Annotated in this window: 23 protein-coding genes and 1 tRNA gene; 14 read left to right on the forward strand and 10 right to left on the reverse strand. The window is 68.9% G+C overall.

The annotated features are described in order from the left end of the window. Positions 1 to 89: 89 nt before the first annotated feature. The 4 genes from AB0877_RS29975 to AB0877_RS29990 all read left to right on the forward strand — a co-directional run bounded on the left by AB0877_RS29975 (position 90) and on the right by AB0877_RS29990 (position 1,736). Positions 90 to 422, forward strand: coding sequence for a hypothetical protein (locus AB0877_RS29975; RefSeq protein WP_366612939.1), 333 nt, complete (start codon positions 90 to 92; stop codon positions 420 to 422). Beyond that, positions 419 to 847, forward strand: a complete 429-nt coding sequence (locus tag AB0877_RS29980; RefSeq protein WP_366612941.1) for a MerR family transcriptional regulator — start codon at positions 419 to 421, stop codon at positions 845 to 847. Before AB0877_RS29975 ends, AB0877_RS29980 begins: the two co-directional genes overlap by 4 nt. Beyond that, a complete protein-coding gene (locus AB0877_RS29985; RefSeq protein WP_366612943.1) occupies positions 844 to 1,188 on the forward strand; it encodes a YnfA family protein in 345 nt (114 codons plus the stop codon). The genes AB0877_RS29980 and AB0877_RS29985 overlap by 4 nt, the downstream gene beginning before the upstream one ends. 131 nt (positions 1,189 to 1,319) lie before the next feature. After that, entirely contained in the window at positions 1,320 to 1,736 is a 417-nt protein-coding gene (locus AB0877_RS29990) for a hypothetical protein (RefSeq protein ID WP_366612945.1), read from the forward strand. Between the two features lie 39 nt (positions 1,737 to 1,775). On the opposite strand, the gene AB0877_RS29995 is transcribed toward AB0877_RS29990, so the two are convergent. Further along, positions 1,776 to 2,009 carry a BldC family transcriptional regulator gene (locus tag AB0877_RS29995; protein ID WP_366612947.1) on the reverse strand — a complete coding sequence of 78 codons (234 nt, stop codon included), beginning with the start codon at positions 2,007 to 2,009 and terminating at the stop codon, positions 1,776 to 1,778. A gap of 440 nt (positions 2,010 to 2,449) precedes the next feature. Between AB0877_RS29995 and AB0877_RS30000 the strand changes: the two genes are divergently transcribed. From AB0877_RS30000 to AB0877_RS30010, 3 genes are all read left to right on the forward strand, one after another. Next, complete coding sequence (locus AB0877_RS30000) at positions 2,450 to 3,415, forward strand: helix-turn-helix transcriptional regulator (protein ID WP_366612949.1); 966 nt, start codon at positions 2,450 to 2,452, stop codon at positions 3,413 to 3,415. Positions 3,416 to 3,622: 207 nt separating this feature from the next. Next, positions 3,623 to 5,509, forward strand: coding sequence for a glycoside hydrolase family 15 protein (locus AB0877_RS30005; RefSeq protein ID WP_366612951.1), 1,887 nt, complete (start codon positions 3,623 to 3,625; stop codon positions 5,507 to 5,509). A 110-nt stretch (positions 5,510 to 5,619) separates the two neighbouring features. Then, the gene (locus AB0877_RS30010; protein ID WP_366612953.1) at positions 5,620 to 6,363 is read left to right on the forward strand and encodes a hypothetical protein; all 744 of its coding nucleotides are present in this window, start codon (positions 5,620 to 5,622) and stop codon (positions 6,361 to 6,363) included. Between the two features lie 58 nt (positions 6,364 to 6,421). Here the strand turns inward: AB0877_RS30010 and AB0877_RS30015 are convergent, their stop codons facing one another. The 9 genes from AB0877_RS30015 to AB0877_RS30055 form a co-directional block, all read right to left on the reverse strand. Further along, a complete protein-coding gene (locus AB0877_RS30015) occupies positions 6,422 to 6,991 on the reverse strand; it encodes a kinase (RefSeq protein WP_366612955.1) in 570 nt (189 codons plus the stop codon). Between the two features lie 15 nt (positions 6,992 to 7,006). Continuing rightward, entirely contained in the window at positions 7,007 to 7,669 is a 663-nt protein-coding gene (locus AB0877_RS30020; protein WP_366612957.1) for a pentapeptide repeat-containing protein, read from the reverse strand. Positions 7,670 to 7,948: 279 nt separating this feature from the next. Continuing rightward, positions 7,949 to 8,401 (reverse strand): SitI3 family protein, encoded by a 453-nt coding sequence (locus AB0877_RS30025; protein WP_366612959.1) that lies wholly within the window; start codon positions 8,399 to 8,401, stop codon positions 7,949 to 7,951. 55 nt (positions 8,402 to 8,456) lie between these two features. Next, a complete protein-coding gene (locus tag AB0877_RS30030) occupies positions 8,457 to 8,897 on the reverse strand; it encodes an NUDIX hydrolase (RefSeq protein WP_366612961.1) in 441 nt (146 codons plus the stop codon). A 198-nt stretch (positions 8,898 to 9,095) separates the two neighbouring features. Next, positions 9,096 to 9,168, reverse strand: a tRNA-Lys gene (locus AB0877_RS30035). Between the two features lie 58 nt (positions 9,169 to 9,226). Further along, positions 9,227 to 10,189 carry an aldo/keto reductase gene (locus tag AB0877_RS30040; protein ID WP_366612963.1) on the reverse strand — a complete coding sequence of 321 codons (963 nt, stop codon included), beginning with the start codon at positions 10,187 to 10,189 and terminating at the stop codon, positions 9,227 to 9,229. A 51-nt stretch (positions 10,190 to 10,240) separates the two neighbouring features. Further along, complete coding sequence (locus AB0877_RS30045; RefSeq protein WP_366612965.1) at positions 10,241 to 11,389, reverse strand: glycosyltransferase family 4 protein; 1,149 nt, start codon at positions 11,387 to 11,389, stop codon at positions 10,241 to 10,243. Positions 11,390 to 11,415: 26 nt separating this feature from the next. Then, positions 11,416 to 12,405: a UbiA prenyltransferase family protein gene (locus tag AB0877_RS30050; protein ID WP_366612967.1), complete on the reverse strand. Its 990-nt coding sequence runs from the start codon at positions 12,403 to 12,405 to the stop codon at positions 11,416 to 11,418. 28 nt (positions 12,406 to 12,433) lie between these two features. Beyond that, positions 12,434 to 13,465: an NAD-dependent epimerase/dehydratase family protein gene (locus AB0877_RS30055; RefSeq protein WP_366612987.1), complete on the reverse strand. Its 1,032-nt coding sequence runs from the start codon at positions 13,463 to 13,465 to the stop codon at positions 12,434 to 12,436. Between the two features lie 443 nt (positions 13,466 to 13,908). On the opposite strand from AB0877_RS30055, the gene AB0877_RS30060 reads away from it, so the two are divergent. From AB0877_RS30060 to AB0877_RS30090, 7 genes are all read left to right on the forward strand, one after another. Next, positions 13,909 to 15,078, forward strand: coding sequence for an endonuclease/exonuclease/phosphatase family protein (locus AB0877_RS30060; RefSeq protein WP_366612969.1), 1,170 nt, complete (start codon positions 13,909 to 13,911; stop codon positions 15,076 to 15,078). Between the two features lie 203 nt (positions 15,079 to 15,281). Then, complete coding sequence (locus tag AB0877_RS30065) at positions 15,282 to 16,307, forward strand: glycosyltransferase (protein WP_366612971.1); 1,026 nt, start codon at positions 15,282 to 15,284, stop codon at positions 16,305 to 16,307. Positions 16,308 to 16,346: 39 nt separating this feature from the next. Further along, entirely contained in the window at positions 16,347 to 18,221 is a 1,875-nt protein-coding gene (locus AB0877_RS30070; protein WP_366612973.1) for a BTAD domain-containing putative transcriptional regulator, read from the forward strand. A 41-nt stretch (positions 18,222 to 18,262) separates the two neighbouring features. Then, complete coding sequence (locus AB0877_RS30075; protein WP_366612975.1) at positions 18,263 to 19,378, forward strand: lysylphosphatidylglycerol synthase domain-containing protein; 1,116 nt, start codon at positions 18,263 to 18,265, stop codon at positions 19,376 to 19,378. 55 nt (positions 19,379 to 19,433) lie between these two features. Beyond that, the gene (locus AB0877_RS30080; RefSeq protein WP_366612977.1) at positions 19,434 to 20,576 is read left to right on the forward strand and encodes a glycosyltransferase family 4 protein; all 1,143 of its coding nucleotides are present in this window, start codon (positions 19,434 to 19,436) and stop codon (positions 20,574 to 20,576) included. 22 nt (positions 20,577 to 20,598) lie between these two features. Beyond that, positions 20,599 to 21,612, forward strand: coding sequence for a glycosyltransferase family 2 protein (locus tag AB0877_RS30085; protein WP_366612979.1), 1,014 nt, complete (start codon positions 20,599 to 20,601; stop codon positions 21,610 to 21,612). 43 nt (positions 21,613 to 21,655) lie between these two features. Further along, positions 21,656 to 22,594 (forward strand): oxidoreductase, encoded by a 939-nt coding sequence (locus AB0877_RS30090; RefSeq protein WP_366612981.1) that lies wholly within the window; start codon positions 21,656 to 21,658, stop codon positions 22,592 to 22,594. Positions 22,595 to 22,733 lie beyond the last annotated feature (139 nt).

Below are 22,733 nucleotides of genomic sequence, written 5' to 3' on the forward strand. Positions count from 1 at the left end.
GGCGACCTTCAGCTGTGGTAACCGATCGGCGAGCCTGCTGAGCGTCCGGCTTGCATCCGGTACCCGGGTACACGCTTACCGTCGTTGGTATGACCACTGACTCCCCGGCGTGGGTGCCCGAGTCGTGCACCTTGCCGATCACGCAACGGCCGCTGCGGCTGGCCGAGTTCGACGACCTGTTCGCCACCTCCCTGCTGGCGCAGCAGCGGCTGTCCCCCACCGAACTGCTGTGGCGTCTCGACCCGGCCGCCGAGGCGACCGCCCGCGGCCTCATCGGCCGGGAAAGCTCCTGCTGCTCGATCTTCTCGTTCACCCTCGCCGCCGACAGTCACACGCTGCGCCTCGACGTACGGGTGCCGGCCGCGCACGTCGACGTCCTCGACGCGCTCGCGCAACGGGCCGCCGCCGGGATAACGGCATGAGCGGGTTGCGCAGCGGCCAGGTCGCCGCCGCGGCCGGGGTGAACCCGCAGACACTGCGCTATTACGAACGCCGCGGACTGCTCGCCGAACCAGACCGCAGCCTCGGTGGGCACCGCCTCTACCCGACCGAAACGGTCACCGTGCTGAGGTTGATCAAAGCGGCGCAGCGGCTCGGGTTCACCCTCGACGAGGTCGCCGAGCTTCTCGACGCGGGCCAGCACCGTCACGGTCGCCACCCCGACGCCGGCCTACGGGGCCGTGCCCAGACGAAGCTCACCGAGGTCGAGGCGAAGATCGCCGATCTGCAGGTCATCGCCGGCACGTTGCGCGCCGCGATCACGGCCGGCTGCGACGACCTCGTCGAGTGCGTCGCGCAGCCGTGCTGCCCCATTCCCCTCACCACCATCGGTACGGTCCACGGATGACGGTCGTCCGCTCGATCCTGTTGTTCGTCGTCGCCGCCCTGTTCGAGATCGGCGGGGCGTGGCTGGTCTGGCAGGGCTGGCGCGAACACCGCGGCCTGTGGTGGATCGCCGCCGGCGTCATCGCCCTCGGCGCGTACGGATTCGTCGCCACCTTCCAACCCGACCCGAACTTCGGACGGATCCTCGCCGCCTACGGCGGCGTGTTCGTCGCCGGATCACTCGCCTGGGGCGTGATCGTCGACAGGTTTCGGCCCGACCGGTGGGACATCATCGGCGCCGGCATCTGCCTGATCGGCGTCGCCCTCATCATGTACGCGCCGAGATCTGCAGGCGGCTCCTGATCGCGCCGAAGGTGTTCGGAGTGTTCGGACCTGTTCGGACCTGTCCGCGCGTCTGTCATTCACAAACGGATCGCGCCCACCATCGATCGTGATGACCGCACCGGTCGTTTCTCGACGGTAGGAGGTTGCCGATGATCCGCAAGAGTTCACGCTGGTTCGGTGCCACGCTGATGGCGTTGGTGCTCACGGCCACCGGGCTCGTGGCCACCACGAGCACCGCCTCGGCGGGGTACCCCATCCTCGTGTATTCGGCCGACCCGTACTCCGCCGGCAACGGCTTCGCCATCTACACCAACTCCGGATTCGATTCGGCGTTCCGAGCCTGCGACGAGGGCGCAGCGGACGGTCGCCGTACCATCGGCCGGATCTGGTGGGAGCCCGTGTACGCCGAGGTCACGCTCCACGCGGCGGGCGGCAGCGGCACCTGCTCCGAGCCCTACTACGTCAGACTGCAGGCGGGCACGAGAGTCTATGTCGAAGCATGCGAGCGCAAAGGCGCGAACGGCGCCGACGAGAAGTGTCGAACGACCTGGGACATCGTGTCCTGACTGAGGTCGGCCGGCCGGCGTTCGTCAGCCGGCCGGCCGTCAGTCGCCATCCTCGCCGCACCCGGCCACCCCACAGGTGGGGCATCTTCGGTCGCCGGGTGCGGCGCTCACGAGCAGCGCTCGAACCTCGGATTCCAGGAAGCGGCGATGCCCACCGGGTGTCCGGATGCTTCCTATCCTGCCGACCACCGCCCACCTCGTCACAGTCTTGGGATCCACCCGTAACAGCGCGGCGACCTCAAACGGTTTGAGCAGACGATCTTCATCGCCCACAATGCTCTCCTCGTGTTGACGAAACCCACGGTCGGGTCGCCTGTCCGGGCGAACCGACCGTGGGCAGGATTGGCGCCCGGCGGGGTGCCGCGGCAACCAGACCAACCCTTGTCGCGTTGGATCGGATGCACTTGGCGTTGATGCTAAATCGCCACGATTGCATCATCAGCCATTGCACTAGGACAGAAAACGAATTTCTTAGGGACGTTTGTCGGTAAAGCGCATCGCGGGGTGGAGTTGCGGCGTGTCGACACGCCCCAATTCCCGTCAGTCAACCGATACGCGACGACACTTCACGTTTGACGCGTGGGTGAAAGCGCTCTCACCTGCTGTATGGTGAGCGCCTGATGCCTGCTAGGAAGAGTGCGGATCCGGCCCAAAGTGATTATCCAGGAAGACAGGAAATTTGATGCCGGAATCGCGCGTCTGATGTTCCGCCGGTGACGAATTCTTTCGAGCTGACGGATCCAGAAGAGATCGTCGAGCTGCTGAAGACAGTCTACGGTTCGATGCAATTGACCCCGTCAGGGGAGCAGGACCGCCTGCACCTCAGACAGGACACCCTCGGACCAGTGGAAATCCACCGTTCCATCTTCACGATGCGGGCGCAAATGGACGTGGATCCCATGACCGCTCTACCATTCGGCACCGTACGCAACGGGACCGCCGCCATGCGCGGCCGCCGAGACGAGACGCAGTTCCGGGCAGGCGACGCGGTCCTGGCAACCCTCCCCGAGCCGTACACCGCCACCGTCGACGACGTCGACATCGACCTCGTACTCATCCCGGTCGGGCTGTTCGCCCTGGAAGTCGACCTCGCTCCAAATCGCCGCCCCACTCCGATCCACTTCACCTCGACCACGCCGTCCACGCGGCAGGCGGCGGACAACTGGCGTGCCGCCTTCCGCTACGTCCGCGCCAGCGTCGTCGGCACGCCCGGGGCACTGCAACCACTGGTCGCGGGAGCCGCCGCCCGCCTCCTCATAGCCACAAGCCTGGCGTCGTTTCCCAACAACGCGCTCCGCGACCCGACCCCGGAGAACCGCCGGGACGCGCACTCCGGCTCGTTTCACCGCGCCGTCTCCTTCATCGACGACAACGCCCATCGGAACATCAGCGCGAGCGAGATAGCAGCGGCCTCCTACGTCAACATCAGAGCCCTCCAGGTCGCCTTCCGCCGTCACCTCGACACCACCCCCATGGCATACCTGCGACAGGTGCGGCTCGAGTACGCCCACCGCGAGCTGATCGACGCCGACCCGGAGGTGACGAGTGTGGCCCACGTGGCCGCTCGGTGGGGGTTCGCCAACCACAGTCGATTCACCGCCAGCTACCGCGCGACCTTCGGCATCGCGCCCTCGTACACCCTCCGCGAACGGAACTCTTCCGCGAACCGATGGATGTGATGTGACTCAGCGCCGACACATCCGCCCGCCGGCGCGCCCATCACCGTTGAGCCACGCATCGTGCGCTGCTCGCCGATCCGCCTGCAACGCAACGTGGCGGCTGACCAGTGCTGGCAGCGGCGCACGCTTTAGATGCCACCGGCCGTCTCCTGACAACGCGACGGTCCGTTGAGGTACTTCGGCGGCCGCTGTTCGGGAGGGCAGGATATGCGACATGACTTTCCAAGGGTCGAGGAGCAGGGGTTGGTCGGCGACCTGCAGACGGCGGCGCTCATTGCGCATGACGGTGACGTCACCTGGTTCTGCGCGCCGCGCTTCGACTCGCCCAGCATCTTCGCCTCATTGCTAGACCCGGAGCGGGGCGGCACCTTCAGTGTTCGACCTGAGGGCGTCGATGTGGTCTGCAAGCAGCTGTACCTGCCGGGAACGCCGATATTGATCACCCGCTTCCTGAACGATCGCGGCGTCGGCGAAGTTACCGACTTCATGCCGGTCACGGGCGGGAAAGCCACAGGTCGGCATCGTCTTGTCCGGCTGCTGCGAGTGGTCCGCGGTGCGATGACGTTCCGCGTCCGGTGCCAGCCCCGTTTCAACTACGGACGTGACGACCATCAGGTGCAGGCCCACCAGGACGGCACCGTGTACCGCAGCCGTACGGCAACGCTGACCACGCATTACATCCATGCCGGCTCGGGACTCCTTGCCGATCGAAGGATCGAACGCGACGGCCAGGATTCGCAGGTCTTCCTGGAGATGACCGAGGGTGACTCCGGCGGGGTGGTGCTGGAAACCGGCGCCGCGGGCACCCCGCGGGCGTACAGCCTCCCCGAGGCACTCGAACTGCTGCAGCAGACCCAGGACTTCTGGCGGTCGTGGCTGGACCACTCCCCCTATCGCGGCAGGTGGCGGGAGACGGTGCAGCGCTCGGCGATGACGTTGAAGCTCCTCACCTATGCCCCGACCGGCGCGATCATCGCGGCTCCCACCGCCGGGCTGCCCGAAAGAATCGCCGGGTCGCGGAACTGGGACTACCGCTACACCTGGATCCGCGACGCCTCCCTGTCCGCGCTCGCACTGATGCGGCTCGGATTCACACAGGAGGCGACAGGCGCCGCCCATTGGCTCAACGACCGCATCCGAGAGGCCGCAGACAACACCAGCCCGCTGCAGATCATGTATCGGATCGACGGATCCAGCGACCTCCAGGAGGAGACCCTGGAGCACTGGGCCGGCTACCAGAATTCCTTTCCAGCACGGATCGGGAACGGCGCCGCCGGGCAACTGCAGCTCGACATGTACGGTGCCATTCTGGAGGCGTTCCATTACGCGGGCAGCCGCGGCCTCGGCATCAGTCACCACGGGTGGCAGAACATCGCCTCCCTCGTCGACTGGCTCAGCGACCACTGGGACCAACCCGACGACGGGATCTGGGAAGTGCGGGCACGCCGTCGCGACCACACCTACAGCCGGATGATGTGCTGGGTCGCCTTCGACCGCGCAATCCGCCTTGCCGCACGCCTCGGCCGTCCCGCCGACACCCACAGGTGGATCCGCAACCGCGACGCGGTCTACGACCAGATCATTCGCCATGGCTACCACCACGGCAGGCAGTCCTTCGTCCAGCACTACGGTGCCGACGTTCTCGACGCGTCCCTGCTCGCCATGCCGGCCCTGGGCTTCATCACTCCCACCGACCCGCTGTGGCAGGGCACACTGAGGGCAATTGACGAAAGCCTCGTCTCCGACAGCCTCGTCTACCGCTACGACCCCCAGGCCGCGCCTGACGGTTTGCCTGGCGCCGAGGGCACCTTCAGCATGTGCACCTTCTGGTACATCGACGCTTTGGCACGCTCCGGACGCCTCGATGACGCACGCCTGACCTTCGACAAGATGCTCACCTACAGCAGCCCTCTCGGGCTCTACAGCGAGGAGATCGCCCCGAACGGGGAACAGATCGGCAACTACCCGCAGGCGTTCAGCCACCTCTCCCTGATCAACACCGCCCTGACCCTCGACAGACTCCTCGACGCGTCCGACCGAAACCCGCCACCGATGGCGGCACCGAACGAGGGTCTGCCACGGACGAAGAGGTGACAGCCATTCTGGGGCGACAGAGGCAGTGCCGAGCACAGGGCCATCAACCGGTTCTGGGGTAGGGTCGGAGTCAGGTTCACCGATCGGCTCTGGCGATGATCGGAGAGAACATGGACGATGGCCTACGATCGATCGCCCTCACGGGCACGTGCGCGGCGTTCGTCGCCACACCCGTCCTCGGGGCGTTGCTCGGCGACGGAGAGCAGACCGACCGCTACGACACGGTGATCACCCCTCCGGACTACGCCTTCGCGGTCTGGGCGCCGATCTTCGCCGGATGCATCGCCTCGACCATCGGTCAGTGCCTGCCGCAGGGCCGAGGTGAGCCCATCAGTCGTGCGGTCGGGTGGCCGCTGGTTGGTGCCTATGCGATGAACACCGCTTGGTCGGTTGCCGCGCAGAGCGACCGTTTCGCGCTCACGCCGTTTCTCCTGCCGGCCGCCGCCGGCTTCGCCGCCACCGCTCACCTGCGCCTGCAACGCGCCCCCGACACGACCACGTGGGCCGCGCTCACACCGCTGAGCACGGGCCTCCTCCTGGGGTGGACGACGGTGGCCAGCGCCGTCAACATCGCCGCGGCCAAGGTCGCCTCCGGCACCTCTCCGGACGCGCCGCGCACAGTCACCGCGTCCGCCGTCGGACTCCTCGCCACCTCCGCCGTGGCAGCCGGCGCGGTCGCGCGAAGCCGGCGAGGGCGGCTGCCGCTCGCACTGGCCGCCGGGTGGGGGCTGCTGACCACGGCCCTGTCCCCCAACCGACCTCGCCGTGTCCGCGTCGTCGCCGCAGCCGGTGCTGCCATGATCGCCGCAGCCGCCGTGCGTACCGGACGCAATCAGCGCACGAGTCGCGGGTAGACAACGCCTCGCAGGGCTGGCACAGCGACGTCCCTTCGGCTGGGGCGACGACGCTGCTCTACGGGGATGGAACGTTCGGTAGCAGGTCGTCGTCGCGTCCGGTCTGGGGTAGCCCGGCGGCAGCGGCGATGGCCTTGACGGCCTCGTCCAGTCCGGTGGTCTCGGGTAGGACGAGTTCGTCGGGCCAGCCCACGACGTCATGGGCGGAGTACCAGCCGCTCATGTGCTCGGCCGTGAACTCACTGACCTGCGGGCGGGTGAGGTGTCGGCGCAAAGTCTCGGCCAGGGACACGTCGAGGTAGCAGAACAGCGACCGGCCGCGGTGGCCCTCCCGCAGGGAGGCCAACATGCTCCGATAGCGGCTGGTGTGCAGGATGCCTTCCACGATCACGTGATAGCCGTGGTCGAGGGCGATCCGAACGGTCTGCCCGATCAACGCCGGTGCCGCGCCGCCGGGCTTGTCCCGTTCGCGCAGCAGGATGCGGCGCAGGTAGTCCTGCTCGACCAGCGCGCAGCCCCGGCCGTGCCGGCGTCGTAGCTCGCGGGCGATGCTGCTCTTGCCGGAGCCGGAGTTGCCCCGGACGCAGACAAGGATCGTGTCCGGGCTGCCAGTGGGTTCAGCGGGCACGACGCCTCCTCGGCTTCAGTTGTTGCGAACGGTGAGGCCGAAGGCAGCGACGACCAACTGAGTGAGGTCAGGAAGTTGGTCCTCGCCGAGAGTGACGCCGCGCAGATTGTCCAGCCGCGTCTTGAGGCCTTGGAGTCGGTTGCCCCGCAGGTCGGTGCCGTCCAGGCGGCAGGAGTCCAGCTCCAGTCCGGCGAGGTCACATGACCTCAGCGCGACGCGAGGTAGTCGGCAGGAAGACCATGCGCCGTTGGTGAGAGTGCAGTCGGTGAACGCGACCGAGCCCGCGGCGGCGACGCGGTGAAGGGTCGCGTAGTCGAAGCGGCAGCCGTCGAACAGGATGTCCTTGAGGCGTACGTCGGTGAGTCTGCTGCCGGTAAAGCGGGAGCCGGTGATCGCGCAGCGTTCGATGGTTATGCCGGTAAGGGTCGCGCCGGAGAAGTCGGTGCGGGTGATCTCGCAGCCGTAGAGGCTGCCGGCTTCCCAGATGCTCTCGCTCAGGTCCACGCCAATGATCAGGCTGCTGCGGATGCGGGCGTCCTCAAGGTGCGAGCCGCGCCACGCTGCGCCCTCGACGAGGGCCTCAGTGAGACCGCCGTCAAGGTCCGTGGTGATGTCGAGGTCGTCCGGTTGGAGGTCCGGCAGCAGGACCTTCACCTCGCCGATCGTGGTGGTGCGCATGTGTCCTCAACCTGTGTGGGCGCTGGGTGGGCACGCCGCTGACTCCTGCACCGACCCTCACCCCCGCCGACTGGCGCCAGATCCAATTAAACGTGCAGATTGATCTCGGCCGGATCATCCTGGCTCCGCGAGGCGGATGAGGCAGCCCACGACCTCCCGTCCAGGATGGCTAGCGCACGGCCCATGCCGCCCGCGGCCGGCCGACGAAGTCCTCGCCTCTGCGGGCGCGTCAGGGCCGAGGCCCTTGCCAGTCGCGGAATAGGCAGGCCGCCGAGCCTTTTACCGGCTGAGTAGATCGTCCTCGCCGTGAACGCCCCACCAGCTCCGTGCGTGCTGGTGCAGCGTTCCCGAGAAGCGGGTCAGTAGCAGCCAGTCGGCGTCGAGGATCAGCGCGGCGTCCTCCGGTCGCTCGTCCAGCACCCGGGCCACAGTCGCCAGCATCTCCCGCGTCGCCCGGTCGGAGGATTCGTCCTTCCCCAGCCGGAAGCCGATGGTGACGTACCGCTCCGGTTCCCACTCCCACATCGAGCCGTCACCATCCTCGGCCTCGAAGTAGCCGTGGGAGCCGCCGTGGATGCTCACCGTGTAACCACACCGATCGCTGAGGTCCGCACTCAACGCCCGGGGCCTGCCATCTACCGCCGACTCCTCAACACCTTCCGGAGCGACGACACCGGCCAGCACATCGAGAGGAATGTCGCCGGCCAGCGTCAAGCGGTACTCAGTCGCCATGGATAGCCCCTCAGTCTCGTCGCAGGATCTGGATTGTCGGTCTCGTCAAACTGCCCTATACCGAGAGCAGAGCCTCCTCGTTGGAGGTGATGAAGTCCTTCAACGCGTCCGGCTTGAGACCCACCGCAGGAAGCTCGTCGATCCTCAACCGGTCAAGCCGGTAGCCACCACGCGACGGGTCAGCGAACTCCTGCCCCGTACGGGCGTCCTCGTTGAGCTGAAGGAGCCGACAGGCAAAGAAGTGCTGGACCTCAACGCCCTCACCAGTGGGGGCGGTGAACAGGAGCACCTGGGCGAACCGGTCGGCCTCGGCACCGAGTTCTTCGTACAACTCCCGGCGAAGCGCGGCCTCCAGTGAGGCATCCGTCGACTCCACGCCACCGCCCGGCGTCGTCCAGTACGGCGCCCGGCCGGGCTTGATCCGCCTGATCAGCACGAGACGGTCTTCCTCGTCCAGAAGAATGGCCCGCACCGACCTACGCATGATCCGACGCACAACGAACTCCCATCCGCAGCCGGGGGATGCACCGGCGGCAGCGCACTCCGACGTTCTGTCCGCCGGCATCGCACCGCGTCCCACCGACCCCGGCCACATCCAACGGCTCCCGAGCACCCACCGAGCGACGCCCATTATCGGCGTACACGAAAAGGCCCCGGCCCAGTGTGAACCACCAGGTCAGGGCCTTGCTCGTTGTGCGCCGCCAGGGACTCGAACCCCGAACCCGCGGATTAAGAGTCCACTGCTCTGCCAGTTGAGCTAGCGGCGCTCGTCGGCAACGGGAGCACCGTACCGGGTCGCCCCCCGACGACCGGGCTGCCGTTCGCTCAGCTCCGCAGGTCGAGCAGGGCCTTCCGTTCGACCTCGGTCAGCGGACCACGGGCCTCGGCGGCGAGGCACTCGGCCAACTCGGTGCGGTTCTTTACCCCGAGCACCACGGTCGCCACGCCGGGGACGCTCAGGGCGTACCGGTGGGCCAACGAGGCGGGCGACTCGCCGAACTCGGCGGCGAGCGCACGGAACCGCTCCGCCCGGGCGAAGTCGACCGCGACCGGGGCGTCGTCCGCCACGGACCGGTCGATCTCTCCGGTGAGCGCTCCCGCCGCCACGGCACGGATCGCAATCACCGAGACGCCGTCATCGACCGCGGCTCGGCGGATCTCGTCGTTCCGAGGCTCGGCTGACGTGCCGAGCAGCCACATGTCGCCACTGAGATCAAGGGCGTTCACCACCGCCTGGACCGCATCCGGGCGCGGTTGCTGGTGCATGGCGTCGATCACGGTCTGCGGGTGGCCGACACCGGTCAACCCCCAGGCCCGGATCTTGCCCTCGTCCCGCAGCCGTTCGAAGGTCGGCACCACCTGGTCGCGGTACAGGTCCCAGCCGAGGGTCCGGGGAGTGGGACCGGTCCAGCCGTGCGGGTGCAGTTGGGAGTGGAGCAGGAAGAGATCCAGCTGCTCGCGGCCGAGCCGCTTCAGGGTGGCGTGCAGGCTGCGGATCATCTTCTCCGGGAGATCACCACCGTCCTGCTCGGGCAGCTCGATCTTGCTGGTGACGAGGACGTCCGAGGCCGGAATGGCGCGCAGGGCGGCACCGGCGACGTTCTCGGCCGCGTAGCCGTCGCCGTAGGTCGGGGCTAGGTCGAGCATCGTGACACCACCGTCGACGGCCGCCCGCACGGTCGCCACCGCCTCGGCCTGGTCGGTCGCCCCCCAGACACCGCCGATCCCGCCACCGCCCAGGGTGAGCGCGCTGACCGTGCCGAGACGACCGAATTCCCTGCTGTGCATCTGCACCTCCGTAACGAAACGTGGCCGCCATTCTACTGACCGGAACACCACTCACATCAATGCCTTCGCCCGCGCCCCGTGGAGCCGGAACAGCGCCGCGTACCGGTCCAGACACCCGTCCACACCGAACTCCTCCAGGGCCCGCTTGGCGCCCTCGCGCCGGGTGTCGGCGTCCCAGCCGAGCACGTCCAGCAGCGCCACGCGCAGTCCAGCCGGATCCCGCGGCTGGACGACCCTTCCCATCCCGGTCGCCAGGACCGGATAGCGTCCACCGGGCAGGTCGGTGGTGACCGACGGGATACCGCACATCATCGCCTCGGCCTGCGCGATACCGAAGGATTCGGCGATGGAGGGCAGGGCGAACGCGTCGATCGACGCGTAGAAGTCGTTGATCAGCCGGCCGCGGAGCAGCCCGAGGATCCGGATCCGGGGATCCCGTTCGGCGGCCGTCCGGATCCGGTCGATCACACTGCCGCCCGCGACGGTCAGATAGTCGCCGCCAACCAGCAGCCGCGCCTCGGGATCCGGGATCTCGGCGAACGCGGCGACCAGGTAGTCCAGGCCCTTGTCCGGCACGATCCGCCCGAGGAAGCCGATGTGCGGGCCGGCGGTCTCCCGGTATGTCGCCTCCCCGCCGCGCCGGTCCAGGCAGGGCGCCGGGATCGCGGACCGCTGGCTGGACCGCAGGATCGACCAGAGCTCCGAGTACTGCGCCTGGTCGTCGCTGTTGACGACGACGGCGTCCGAGCGGCGCAGCGTGACCCGCGACGACACCCGTACCGCGGCCATCGCCGCCCGGGTCACCAGGGTGGGCGGCAGCCAGAGGTCGATGTGGTAGGTGGTCACCACCGGCACCCGCAGCGGCAGGGCGGTGATCAGCGCTCCCTCCAGCATCGGCAGGTGCAGGTTCACCACCCGCGAACGCCGGGCGATCCGGCGCACCAGGGACGGGAAGCCGGGACTGACCGGGCCACGGCCGACCGAGGCGACCACCGGGCTGCGGTAGACGTCGACGCCGTTGCGGCTCTCCCGCAGCGGAAGCGCCGCGTCGTGCCGGACGGCGACCACCGCCACCCGCCAGCCCCGCCCGGCGAGGCCCTCGGCGAGCACCCGGGCCACCTCGGTCAGCCCGCTGACGTAGGGCGAGTAGTAGTTGACCGCGACGCAGAGGTCGTATTCGTGGGAGTTTTTGCTGCTCACGGGCTTCTCCAAGGGGTGTCGAACGGTTACCGGACGGGCCAGGCGTTGGCCAGCATCGCCTGCGCCAGCACCGCGGCCCACAGGCCGAGATTGACCAGCAGCGCGCGGTCCCGGACGAGGTCCTCGACCGGATCGCCACCGGAGCCGCCGATGGCGATCATCTGCAGGTAGCGGTGAACCGCGAACGCGGCGAACGGGAAGGTCAGCCCCGCGGTGATCGGTCCGTACGGCGGTGTCTGGGTCCAGACGAAGGCGACGTAGCCGATCAGCGCCGCCACCAGGTTCACCACCACGACCTGGTCAAGGAAGTGCACCGAGTAGGCGCGCAGCGATGGCCGGTGCTCGCCGGCCTCACCGCCCGTGGCCGAGAGGGCGGCGAGTTCGTGGCGTCGCTTGCCGAGGGAGAGCGCGAGGCACGCGCAGTAGACCCCGATCAGCAGCGCCGGATGAACGGCCGCGCCGACGGCAACGGTGCCGGCCAGCACCCGCAGGACGAATCCGATGGAGACGACCGACACGTCGACCAGGGGCTGATGCTTGAGCGCCAGGCAGTACCAGAGGTTGAGGGCGAGATAGCCGGCGACGACGACGCCGGTCAGGGCGGGTAACAGGGTGGTCAGGGCGGCGGTGCCGGTGAGCAGGGAGACGAGGAGGATGACCGCGGCGGTCGTGCTCACCCGCCCACTCGCCAGTGGACGGTTTCGTTTGACCGGGTGTACCCGGTCGCGCTCCCGATCCCTCAGGTCGTTGAAGACGTACACGGCCGAGGCTGCGGCCAGAAAGCTCAGCAGGGTGCCGAGCAGCGGCACGATATGGGTCACCGCGGCGCCGGGTGCGGCCACGAGCGGCGCCGCCAGCACCAGGCCGCCCTTGACCCACTGGCGGGGCCGCAGCAGGACGAACAGTCCGGTGACGCGGGCCAGCGGTTTCAGCGCCTGTACGGCGACCGCCGGGTCGACGGAGACCACGGGCAGGTCCGAGGATGTGGGGTTCGGGACTTCCAGGGCGTGATTCATGGCGGACCTCTCCTTGCTCCGTGGAGTGTCAGAACAGCGCCTTCGCCAGGCTCAGAGCGCCCTGCTTCCAGGGGTCGCGGTGGGTACGTCCGGCGCTGCGCCGCGCCCCGGCGGCGTTCGCCCGCCACCACTCGTACGTCTTCAGCAACGCCTGTTCGTTGCTGAACCGCGGACTGAACCCGAGCCGCTGGGTGGCCCGGTCGATCGAGACGTACGAGTCCCGGGTGAGCTTGTGCACGAGTCGCTTGTAGACCGGGGAGAGCCGCGTCGCGGCGAGTACGCGCAGCGCGGCGACGGCGGGCCCGACCGGCATGGCCAGGACCCGCCTGCCGTGGCCGGCGGCGTCCAGGACCGCCTGGAAGTCCTCCCGTAGGGTGCGGAACTCGCGCGCGCCGATGTTGAACGTGTCGTTGGCCTTGTCGTCGGGCGCCTCGCAGATCAGCTGGATCGCCGCGCAAAGGTCCTCGACGTCGAGCATCTGGGTGGCGACGTCGCCGCCGCCGATCAGCGGGAAGTGCCGGCCCTCGTCGGCCCACTCGAAGAGCATGGCGAAGAGACCGAGACGCTCTTCGCCGAGGAAGGTCTTGGGCCGCAGGATCGGGGCGCAGAGGCCCCGTTCGCGTTGCCGGAGCACGGCGGTCTCGGCGCCGAGCTTCGCAGCCGAGTAGGGGTCCACCGGTTCGCACGGGTAGTCCTCCGGCGTGGGGCAGTCCTGGGGCAGTCCGTAGACGGCGGTGGACGAGATGTGCACGAACCGGTCCACACCGGCCCGCCGCGCCGCGGCCAGCGCCGAGCCGGTGCCCTCCACGTCGACCGATCGGATCTCCGCCGCCGGGTGGCTGGGCAACGCGGCGGCGGAGTGGATGACCATGTCGGCGGAGCGGAAGGCGCGGGTCATCGCCTCGACGTCCCGGACGTCGGCCCGGACGAAGGTCGCCCGCCCTCGCACCCGGGGCGCGAGTGGACGGATGTCCACTCCGGTCCATGTCACTCCCGGCCAGGGGCGCGCCAGCAGCGCGGTGCCCAACATGCCGGCGGCTCCGGTCACCACAACGTGCACTTCCACCTCCCGTTTCGAAGAAATGCCGCGCTCTCGACGGCAATGTCACGACTGCGCTGCGGCCACATTTCCGGCATTCGCCGTTATCGGATATTCACCGACCGACCATCCGCCGGTCACCGCTACCGACCAATCGGGCCGGCCCGCCAAATGCCGGGCAAGTCGCATATCGGACCGACCAGCCCCGGCCGCAGACGCCAGCTCCGGTGTGAGCGTCGATAGGCTTCGCCTGCTCCATCCGGCGGCTCCTTCCTCGGTGGTGAATCCGGTATTGGCACTCGTGACGCTAGTGAGTGACGATTGCCCCCTCCTTGGTGTCCGGAACAAGCTTCGAGCAAGGTGCCGATCGATACCTTTCTCCCGGCCAGTACCGACCTCGGCGGGAACCGGAGCCACGTAAAGGAGTTGCCATGACGGAAGCGGCGGCAAGAACGACCGCAATAATGGACGAAAAGGATCCGGAGTTGTCGCCGGAGCCTTCCGCCCGGTCCCGGCGAGCCCGCTGGGGGGCGCGCCTCGCGGCCGTGGCCTGCGTGAGCTGGCTGGTCGTCGTCGTGCTGCACCACCTGCTCAGCGCCCGGACGTACGTGTGGGGGCCAGTGGACCTGCTGCCGCCGATCGCCTGGGCGGCGGTCCCGGTGGTGCTGCTGCCCGTCGCCTGGCTGGCGCGGCCGATGCGCGGACGGCTGGTCGGGGCGGCACTGCTCGCCCTCATACTCGGCCTCGGCTACAGCGGGATCAACTTCGCGACGGTGTTCCACACCCCGCCACCGGCGCCCGCCGACGCCGTCAAGGTGGTGACCTGGAACACCGAGTACTGGGACCAGGACCGGCGCAACGGCGGGGAGCAGCGCACCACCACGGCGCAGTTCTACGACTTCCTGCGGGAGATGGACGCCGACGTCTACATGCTGCACGAGTACGCCAACGTCGACGACTCGCTGGCCGACATCTTCGCGCAGGCGTACGAGATCGACCAGACGGCGCAGTTGAAGGCCGCGTTCCCCAGCTACACGATCGTCCGCGAGGGGCGCAACGTCACGCTCACCCGGCTGCCGGTGGTCGGGCACGCGTGGCTCGACTCGCAGCCGTACCTGCCGGACGATCTGAAGCCGGTGCCGCCGGCCCTTGTCGACCGACCACTGTTCTACACGTCGCAGGCGCTGCGTACCGACATCCGAGTCAACGGCCAGGTCGTGTCGTTCTACAACTCGCACATCTTCCAGCCGCCGGTCCGGATCCTGCTGCTACGCGGCGACGACGACCGGAACATGTTCGAGATCGACCGGTTCAACTTCGAGATCCGGCAGGCCAGCTACCAGGCCATCGCCGCCGACCTGGAGAAGAACCCGAACCGGGCGGTGATGGCCGGCGACCTGAACACCTCACCGTCGATGAATCTTCTCGACATGGTCTCCGACCGGCTGGTCGACCAGAGCAGTGCGCTCTCCTCGCTCTACCCGGTCACCTGGCCGGTGGGCGACAAGCCGCGAATGTGGCGTATCGATTGGCTCTTCACCACTCCGGACATCAAGGTGCACAGTTACGACCTGACCCTCCCCAAGGGCCTGTCCGACCACAAGGCCCAGCAGTTCGTCATCTCGGCACCCTGAGCGAGATGAGCGTCACATTGGCGCGAAACATACGGTGGCAGGCCATCCCGAGCATTTAACGAGCATGAAACCGATCGATGGATGTCTACCGATGTCAATCAGGCACTAAGGTGGTCAACGGGTCTTCTCGACGACGAGGAAACCGACGAGTAGGTGCGTCGTCCACCTCCCAGCGCAGCCGAATTCCTGCCCGAGGAGCATCAATGAAGCCCGCCAAGACGCCACTGGTGTCAGTGGTAATCCCCTGTCACAACAGCCGGAAGACCATCGCCCTGAGCGTACTCTCGGCATTGCACCAGACGCACCCGTCGGTCGAGGTCATCGTCGTCGACGACGCCAGCACGGACGAGACGCCGGAGATCGTCAGAAAACTCGGTTGCACACTCATCGAACTGACCGACAATGTCGGTGCCGGCCCCGCCCGCAACCGCGGCATAGCCGCAAGTAGCGGCGAGATCCTCTTCTTCCTCGACTCCGACGTCGCCCTCGCCCCCGACGCGGTCGCCAACGCCGTGAAGATCTTCGAGGAGAACCCGTCCTACGGAGCCGTCTGGGGCGTCTACGGCGACCGCCCCCTGGTCGACGACGGCGTGGTGGAGTGGGTGCAGGTGCTCTACGGCCACTACCGCGCCACCCGCAAGCTCGGGCCGGCACGGACCGGCCACTTCGCCAGCGGCGCCGTGCCCCGCTGGGTCATCGACGACATCGGGGCGTTCGACGAGCGGCTGCGCGGCCAGTACGCCAACGAGGACCACGAGTTCAGCCTCCGGATCGCGGAGCACCACCCGGTCACCCGCACCCTGTCCGTGGTCGGGTACCACGACGACGACGACCAACTGTCCCTGATCCTGCGGAAGCTCTACCGGCGGGCCGGCTCACTGGTTCCCCTCGTCCTCAAGCAACGCGAGCTGAAACCCGAGCGGGAGGCCACCCACCGGCCCGCCGAGGTCGCGGCCGCCTTCCTGGCCACCACCAGCCTCCCCCTGGTACTGGTCTCCCCCTACCTGGCGGCCGTTCCGGTCGCCTTCCTGACGTGGTTCATCGGCGTCGACCTCCCCCTGTTGAACTACGTCCGACGCACCGCGGGCTGGCGGCTGGTCCCGCCGAGCGCGCTCCTCAGTTTTCTGTACAGTCTCGCGATTTCCGCGGGCGCGTTGAGTGGTGGCATGCGCTACGTGCTCGACGCGCGCTTCCGACAGAGGTACCGGACACCGGCCGGCGTCCACTAGTACGCCGGCCGTCGTCAGACGTGATGACGGGGAGAGCATGTGAGGATCCGACTACTGGGACCCATCGAGGTGGAGTCAGCAGGTGGCCCGCTGGATGTGGGGCCACGGCAGCGTCGCGCGGTCCTGGCGGCCCTGGCCGTGGACGCCGGTACGCCGGTGTCGATCGACACCCTGACCGAACGGGTGTGGGGGCCGGCGGCTCCGGAGGCGCCCCGCAGCGCCCTCTACGCCCACGTCGCCCGGCTGCGCCGGGCCCTGGCACAGGTCGACGACGGCTCCGGCAAGCCCATCGGACTGAGTCGCCACGGGGACGGCTACGTGCTGGACGTCGAGCGCCAACAGGTGGACCTGCACCGGTTGAACCGTCTCATCGACACCGGCCGCGCGGCGACGCGGATCAGCGACGAGAGGCGGATCGCCGCGCTGCGAGAGGCGATGGACCTGTGGCGGGGGGATCCACTCGCCACCCTGGCCAGTGACTGGGCCAACCGGGTCAGGCGCAGCGTGGCATCGCAGTTGATCAGCTTGGCCGGCGCCTGGGGCGCCGAGGAGCTGCGACTCGGTAGCCCGGAAGCGGTCGCCGAGCGGTTGGCCCGGGTCCTCGGCTCGTACCCGCTCGCCGAGCCGCTCGTGTCGCTGCAGATGCGGGCGCTCTGCGCGATGGGGCGTACCCCCGAGGCGTTGCAGTACTACGTCGACACCCGCGCGCAGGTCGTCGAGCAGTTCGGCGCCGAGCCCGGCCCCGAGTTGCGCAACCTGCACGTCGCCATACTCCGCGGCGAACTCGACGAGCCGTACCCGGGCAACGTCGGCCCGGTCTCCACCCCGATCCGGCACGTGCCGCGGCAGCTGCCCGCCGACATCGCCCGATTCTCCGGCCGGTACGACGACCTCGCACCGATTTTGAGCTGGCTGAACCCCCCCAGCACGGAGGACTCGGCCCCGGTCGTGTCGATCTACGGGACCGCCGGGGTGGGGAAGTCCACCCTGGCCATACACGCCGCGCACAAGCTCACCAGCCGGTACCCGGACGGCCAGTTGTACATCGCCCTGCGTGGCACCAGCGCGGACGCCGAGCCACTGACGCCGGTCGACGCACTCGCCCGGCTGCTGCGCGCCCTCGGGGTCAGCATGAACTGCGACCAGGAGCAGGTCGACGAGGCCGCGGCCCTGTTCCGCTCGGTCGTCGCCGGCCGGCGGCTGCTGCTGGTCCTCGACAACGCCGTCGACGCCGCCCAGGTGCGCCCACTGCTGCCCAGCGGCGCTGGCTGCGCGACGCTGGTGACCAGCCGTCAGCCGCTGGCGGGGCTCAGCGACGTGCGCCAGCTGCGCGTCGGACCGCTCACCGTCCCGGACGCCATCGCGCTGCTGAGCCACTGGGTTGGGGCGGAACGGGTGGCGGCGGAGCCGGAGGCCGCGACCGCGATCGCCGAGTGGTGCGAGTGCCTGCCGCTGGCGCTGCGCATCGTCGGTGCCCGCCTCGTGGCCCGCCCCGGATGGCCGCTCGCCGAGCTGCGCGACCGACTCGCCGACGAGCGCCGCCGGCTGGACAATCTCGAGTTCGACGGGGTCGGCCTGCGGGCCAGCATGGCCGGCTCCTACGACCGTCTCTCCGGCAGCCCGGACCGCTCCGAGCGCGCCATCGCCGAGGCGTTCAAGTTGTTGGGCACGTCGCCGATGACGGAACTCAGCCGGTCGACCGCCGCCCGGGTGCTCGCCCGCTCGGAGGCACACACCGAACGCATCCTGGAGCGTCTGGTCGACGCGCAGCTGTTGGAGACCTCGACGCCGGGCAGTTACCGAATGGGTGAACTGCTGCGGCTGTACGCCCGGGAACGCTTTGCCGGGCCTGAGGGAGAAATGACCGGCGAACCGTCGGACAAGGAAGAAGCAAGCGGTTCGCGGTTAGCGTGAGCCACCAGCTCGATTCCTTTCACGATCGGAGAAGGTGCCGCGTGTCAACAAAGGAACTGGACGCACCGCAGGCCTTCCCGGGAATCGCCGCAGCAGTGACCGCCGTGCCCCGGAAGCGTTGGCGCTCGGTGGCCCGCCGGGTACTCGTGGGCCTGCTGCTGGTGGTGACCGTGGTCTTCATCGTGCTCGCGCTACGTGGTCAGGACTGGTCCACGGTCGCCGGCACGCTACGCGGGCAACGGCCCGGCTTCGTCGTGACGATGGCGGCGTTGGCCGTCCTGGCCAATGCCGCCGGTCTGGTCGCCACGATGGTCTCCTGGCGGGCCATGCTCGCCGGCGTCGGGGAGCGGGTCGCCGCCGTGGACGCGGCCCGGATCTTCTACTTCGGACAGTTGGTCAAGTACGTGCCCGGCAAGGTGATGGGTTTTCTGGTCAGCGTCGAGATGGGCAGGGCCGTCGGCGTACCGGCGGGCCGGATGAGCGCGGCCTGGCTGCTGGCCCTGGTGGTGAGCCTGCTGACCGGCGCCACCGTGGGGCTGGCCGCCGGACCGGAGGTATTCGGCGCGTCGTCCGGCTGGCTCCTGCTGGCCGTTCTGCCGGTGGCCGCGGTCCTGGTCCGCCCCGGTCTGGTGGGCGGGGCCGCGACCCTGCTCGGCCGGCTGCGCCGCCGTCCGGAGCCGTCGACGGCGATCTGCGGCACCGGCATCCGGCAGGCGGTCGTCGCCCAGCTGCTGGCGTGGGTGATCGGGGGCGCCCACCTGTGGGTCCTCGCCGTGGCGATGGGGGCGCCGCCGCTGCGTGCGCTGCCGCTCTGCCTCGGCGCGTTCGGCCTCGGCGCGGTCGCCGGGGTGATCGCCGTCTTCGCTCCCGACGGCATCGGCGTCCGGGAGGTGGTGGTGACGGCCGCGCTCAGTGTCATCCTGCCGGTTCCGGTGGCCGGGGTGGTGGCGCTGGTCAGCCGGGTCGTGGTGACGCTGAGCGAACTCGCCACCGCGGGGGTCGGCCTGCTGGTGACCGCGGCGATCATCCGGCGGCGCCAGACGGCGGCATCCCCTGCCCTGCCCACGGTGGCGGTGGCGATGGGTCCGGAGCACACGAATGCCGGTTCACCGGCCCCCAAGAAATCGCCAAGGAAATGGTCACAGGCGAACTACTAATGTCCTCAGGGATTAGGCAGTCGGCCGTAGCGATACCTCAGAGAATGCGGTACCCATGCCGGACAGGAAATACGATCTGACGCTAGCGGCCACCCACTACGAGCCGTACGTCAGCGGATTCACGCAGACCGCACGCAGCATCGCCGAGGGAATGGCCAATCGGGGTTGGCGGGTCGCCGTCGTCACCGCCCAGCACGATCCCGAGCTGCCGCTGCGGGACACCGTCGGCGGGGTGGACATCTACCGCTCCCCGGTGCTGATGCGGGCGAGCCGGGCGATCGTCGCCCCTCGCTACCCGATCCTGGCCGGCCAGCTGGCGCGCAAGTCGTCGCTGCTGCACCTCAACCTGCCGATGCCGGCGGCGGCCCTGCTGATACCGCTGGCCCGCCGCGTACCGGTGGTGAGCATGCTGCACAGCGACCCGCACCTGCCGGCGGGCTGGTCGGGCCGTGCCTTCGCGCGCGCCTCGGACGTCTCCTCCCGAGCGGCCATCCGCCGCTCCGCCGCCGTGGTGGCGAGCAGCCACGACCAGGCACACGCCTCGCGGTTCTGGCCGGTCATCCGCAACCGCAACTTCACCCCGATCGCGCCGCCGTGCCTGGACCGGCGGGGCGGTGAGCCCCGATACCGGGAGACCGGCGGCCTGCACGTCGGTTTCCTGGGCCGGATCGTGGCGGACATGGGCATCGGCTACCTGGTCCGGGCCTTCCAGCGGATCGCCGACCCCGACGCCCGGCTGTTGATCGCGGGCAACTACCACGAGGTGACCGGTGGCGATCTGACGGCGGTGCAGTCCGAGATCGACCGGGACAGTCGGGTTCGGATCCTCGGCGAGCTGCGCGGCCGAGAGGTCAACGATTTCTATGCCTCGGTCGACGTGTTCGCGCTGCCGGCGGTCGCCAGTTCGTTCGGCACCGTACTGGCCGAGGCGATGATGAGCGGCATCCCGTCGGTGACGACCGATCTTCCCGGCAACCGTTACCCCGTGGCCGCGACCGGATTCGGCCGAATGGTTCCGCCCCGGGATCCACAAGCGCTGGAACGGGCCATCTCCGAACTGGCGGCGGTACCGCGGCACTGGAAGGAGCAGAAGGCCCGGGCGGCACGGGCGCGTTTCTCCGTGGCGGCGTCGCTGGACGCGTACGAGGTTCTCTTCACCACCCTTCGCGGACGCGCCACGGCACGGCAACACCGATGAAACAAAGAAAGGTTGGAGCCCGATGAATGAGCAGCCACTCGTCTCCGTGATCATTCCGAACTACAACTACGCCAGCACCATCGGCGAGTGCATCAGAGCGGCGAAGAACCAGACGTACCCGGCCGTCGAGGTGATCGTGGCCGACGACGCGAGCACGGACGACTCGGTGGCGATCGCCAGGGCGCTCGACGTCACGGTGCTGCAGGTGCCGGTCAACAGCGGCGTCTCCACTGCGCGGAACCTCGGCGCCCGGCACGCCAAGGGTGACGTCCTGTTCTTTGTGGACTCCGACGTCGCGCTCGATCCCGACGCGGTCGAGCGGGCGGTCGACCACCTGCGGGAAGAGCCGCGACTCGGCGCGATCTGCGGCATGTACCGGGCCGAGCCGATGTTTCCCGACAGCCTGGTCAAGCGCTACCGCGCCATCCAGCAGTACGTCTGGTTCTGCGAGGTCGAGGGTGCCATCCCGGGTCTGCACTCGGCTCTCTTCGCGATAAAGAAGGAGACGTTCCTGGAGATCGGCGAGTTCAACGACCGACTCCGCTGGACCGAGGAGCAGGACTACGGCTTCCGGCTCAACGCCCGGTACGAGGTCAAGGCCGTACCCACCATCCGGGGACGACACGACCACGACGGCACGCTGCGGGTGATGCTGACCAAGGTGTTCAACCGCACCCGGCTCGGCGCGCCGAACTGGCTGCGACTGAACAAGCTTCCGGGCGGTGCCGGAACCGGATACCGGGCACTGGGAAGCGCCTTCCTTCTCGCGGCGGTGATCGCGCTGGTCTCGTCGGTGCTCCTCGGTCCCTGGGCCCTCCTCGCCGCCGCGGTGCTGACCGGGATCAGCATCGGGCTCGACAAGCGCACCTACGGCTACGCCTATCGTCACCACGGAATCCTTTTTGGACTACAATTCACGGTGCTTCACCTATTGGTGACGCTCACCTCGGCGGTGGCAGCCGGCATCGGCATTCTGCAGGGTCTGCTGTTCCCCCGCATGACGCAGCGGCTCTACCGCGTCGAGAACCCCGCCTGACCCCACGCGCCAGCAGTAACGGTGCCCGACCGGAAAGTTGAACATGACTCTTTCTGATCAGCCTGACGACCTGGGTTTCGGGATCGACAGCACAGCGACCGAGGTGCTCGCCGGCATCGATCTCTCCGGCAGGTTCGCCATCGTCACCGGCGGATACTCCGGCCTGGGCCTGGCGACCACCCGCGCCCTCGCCGCCGCCGGTGCCCGGGTCCTCGTTCCGGCCCGCCGTACGGACGTCGCGCGGGAGGCGGTCGCGGGGATCGCCGGCGTGGAGGTCGACGAACTCGACCTCGCCGACCTCGGCAGCGTCCGGAACTTCGCCGACCGCGTCCTCGACGCGGGTCGCCCCATCGACATCCTGATCAACAATGCGGGCATCATGGCCACCCCGCTGACCCGAGTGGGCGAGGGCTGGGAGGCTCAGTTCGCGACCAACCACCTGGGGCACTACGCCCTGGCCAACCGGCTCTGGCCGGCGCTGACCGCAAACGGCGGCGCGCGCGTCGTCGTCGTCGCCTCGGGCGCCGGGGAGACCCCACGCATCAACTGGGACGACGTGCACTTCGAGAACGGCTACGACAAGTGGGCGGCGTACAGCCAGTCGAAGTCGGCCAACATCCTCTTCGCCACCGAGCTCGACAGGCTGGGCCGGGCAGCCGGGGTGCAGGCCTTCTCGGTGAACCCCGGCTACATCCTCACCCCGTTGCAGCGGCACCTCTCCAAGGAGGAGATGGTCGGCGCCGGCTGGATCGACGAGAACGGCACCGCACTGCTGCCCGAGTTCCGGGCACCCGAGCAGGGCGCCGCGACCCAGGTCTGGGCCGCGACGTCACCGCGACTGGCGGACGCGGGCGGCGGTTACTGCCAGGCGTGCACGGTGGTCAAGACCTTCGACGGCCCCGCCGACCGCGAGGCGGCCGAGCGACTCTGGGCGTTGTCGGCCGAGTTGACCGGCGTGGACGCGTTCGGCAAGTCCGAGTAGTCGGAACGGCGGGCCGGTTGCCAGCCCGCCGGGACGTGACACGCGGGGTGGACCCGGCCGGCCGGGGCCACCCCCCCACGACCCGACCGCCCCCCCCCCCCCACCCCCCCCCCCCCCCCCCCCGACCCCACAGGCGTCC

Origin of the sequence: Micromonospora sp. NPDC047644, assembly GCF_040704315.1 — a bacterium.
In the GTDB taxonomy this organism is placed as follows: Bacteria; Actinomycetota; Actinomycetes; order Mycobacteriales; family Micromonosporaceae; genus Micromonospora.

Bases quoted from the DNA above. Each gene is read 5' to 3' on its own strand.
- AB0877_RS30050 (WP_366612967.1), bottom strand. From the start codon at position 12,405: ATGAATCACGCCCTGGAAGTCCCGAACCCCACATCCTCGGACCTGCCC.
- AB0877_RS30060 (WP_366612969.1), top strand. From the start codon at position 13,909: ATGGACGAAAAGGATCCGGAGTTGTCGCCGGAGCCTTCCGCCCGGTCC.
- AB0877_RS30010 (WP_366612953.1), top strand. From the start codon at position 5,620: ATGGACGATGGCCTACGATCGATCGCCCTCACGGGCACGTGCGCGGCG.
- AB0877_RS30005 (WP_366612951.1), top strand. From the start codon at position 3,623: ATGCGACATGACTTTCCAAGGGTCGAGGAGCAGGGGTTGGTCGGCGAC.
- AB0877_RS30020 (WP_366612957.1), bottom strand. From the start codon at position 7,669: ATGCGCACCACCACGATCGGCGAGGTGAAGGTCCTGCTGCCGGACCTC.
- AB0877_RS29985 (WP_366612943.1), top strand. From the start codon at position 844: ATGACGGTCGTCCGCTCGATCCTGTTGTTCGTCGTCGCCGCCCTGTTC.
- AB0877_RS30085 (WP_366612979.1), top strand. From the start codon at position 20,599: ATGAATGAGCAGCCACTCGTCTCCGTGATCATTCCGAACTACAACTAC.
- AB0877_RS29990 (WP_366612945.1), top strand. From the start codon at position 1,320: ATGATCCGCAAGAGTTCACGCTGGTTCGGTGCCACGCTGATGGCGTTG.
- AB0877_RS30080 (WP_366612977.1), top strand. From the start codon at position 19,434: ATGCCGGACAGGAAATACGATCTGACGCTAGCGGCCACCCACTACGAG.
- AB0877_RS30065 (WP_366612971.1), top strand. From the start codon at position 15,282: ATGAAGCCCGCCAAGACGCCACTGGTGTCAGTGGTAATCCCCTGTCAC.
- AB0877_RS29980 (WP_366612941.1), top strand. From the start codon at position 419: ATGAGCGGGTTGCGCAGCGGCCAGGTCGCCGCCGCGGCCGGGGTGAAC.
- AB0877_RS30025 (WP_366612959.1), bottom strand. From the start codon at position 8,401: ATGGCGACTGAGTACCGCTTGACGCTGGCCGGCGACATTCCTCTCGAT.
- AB0877_RS30090 (WP_366612981.1), top strand. From the start codon at position 21,656: ATGACTCTTTCTGATCAGCCTGACGACCTGGGTTTCGGGATCGACAGC.
- AB0877_RS29975 (WP_366612939.1), top strand. From the start codon at position 90: ATGACCACTGACTCCCCGGCGTGGGTGCCCGAGTCGTGCACCTTGCCG.
- AB0877_RS30040 (WP_366612963.1), bottom strand. From the start codon at position 10,189: ATGCACAGCAGGGAATTCGGTCGTCTCGGCACGGTCAGCGCGCTCACC.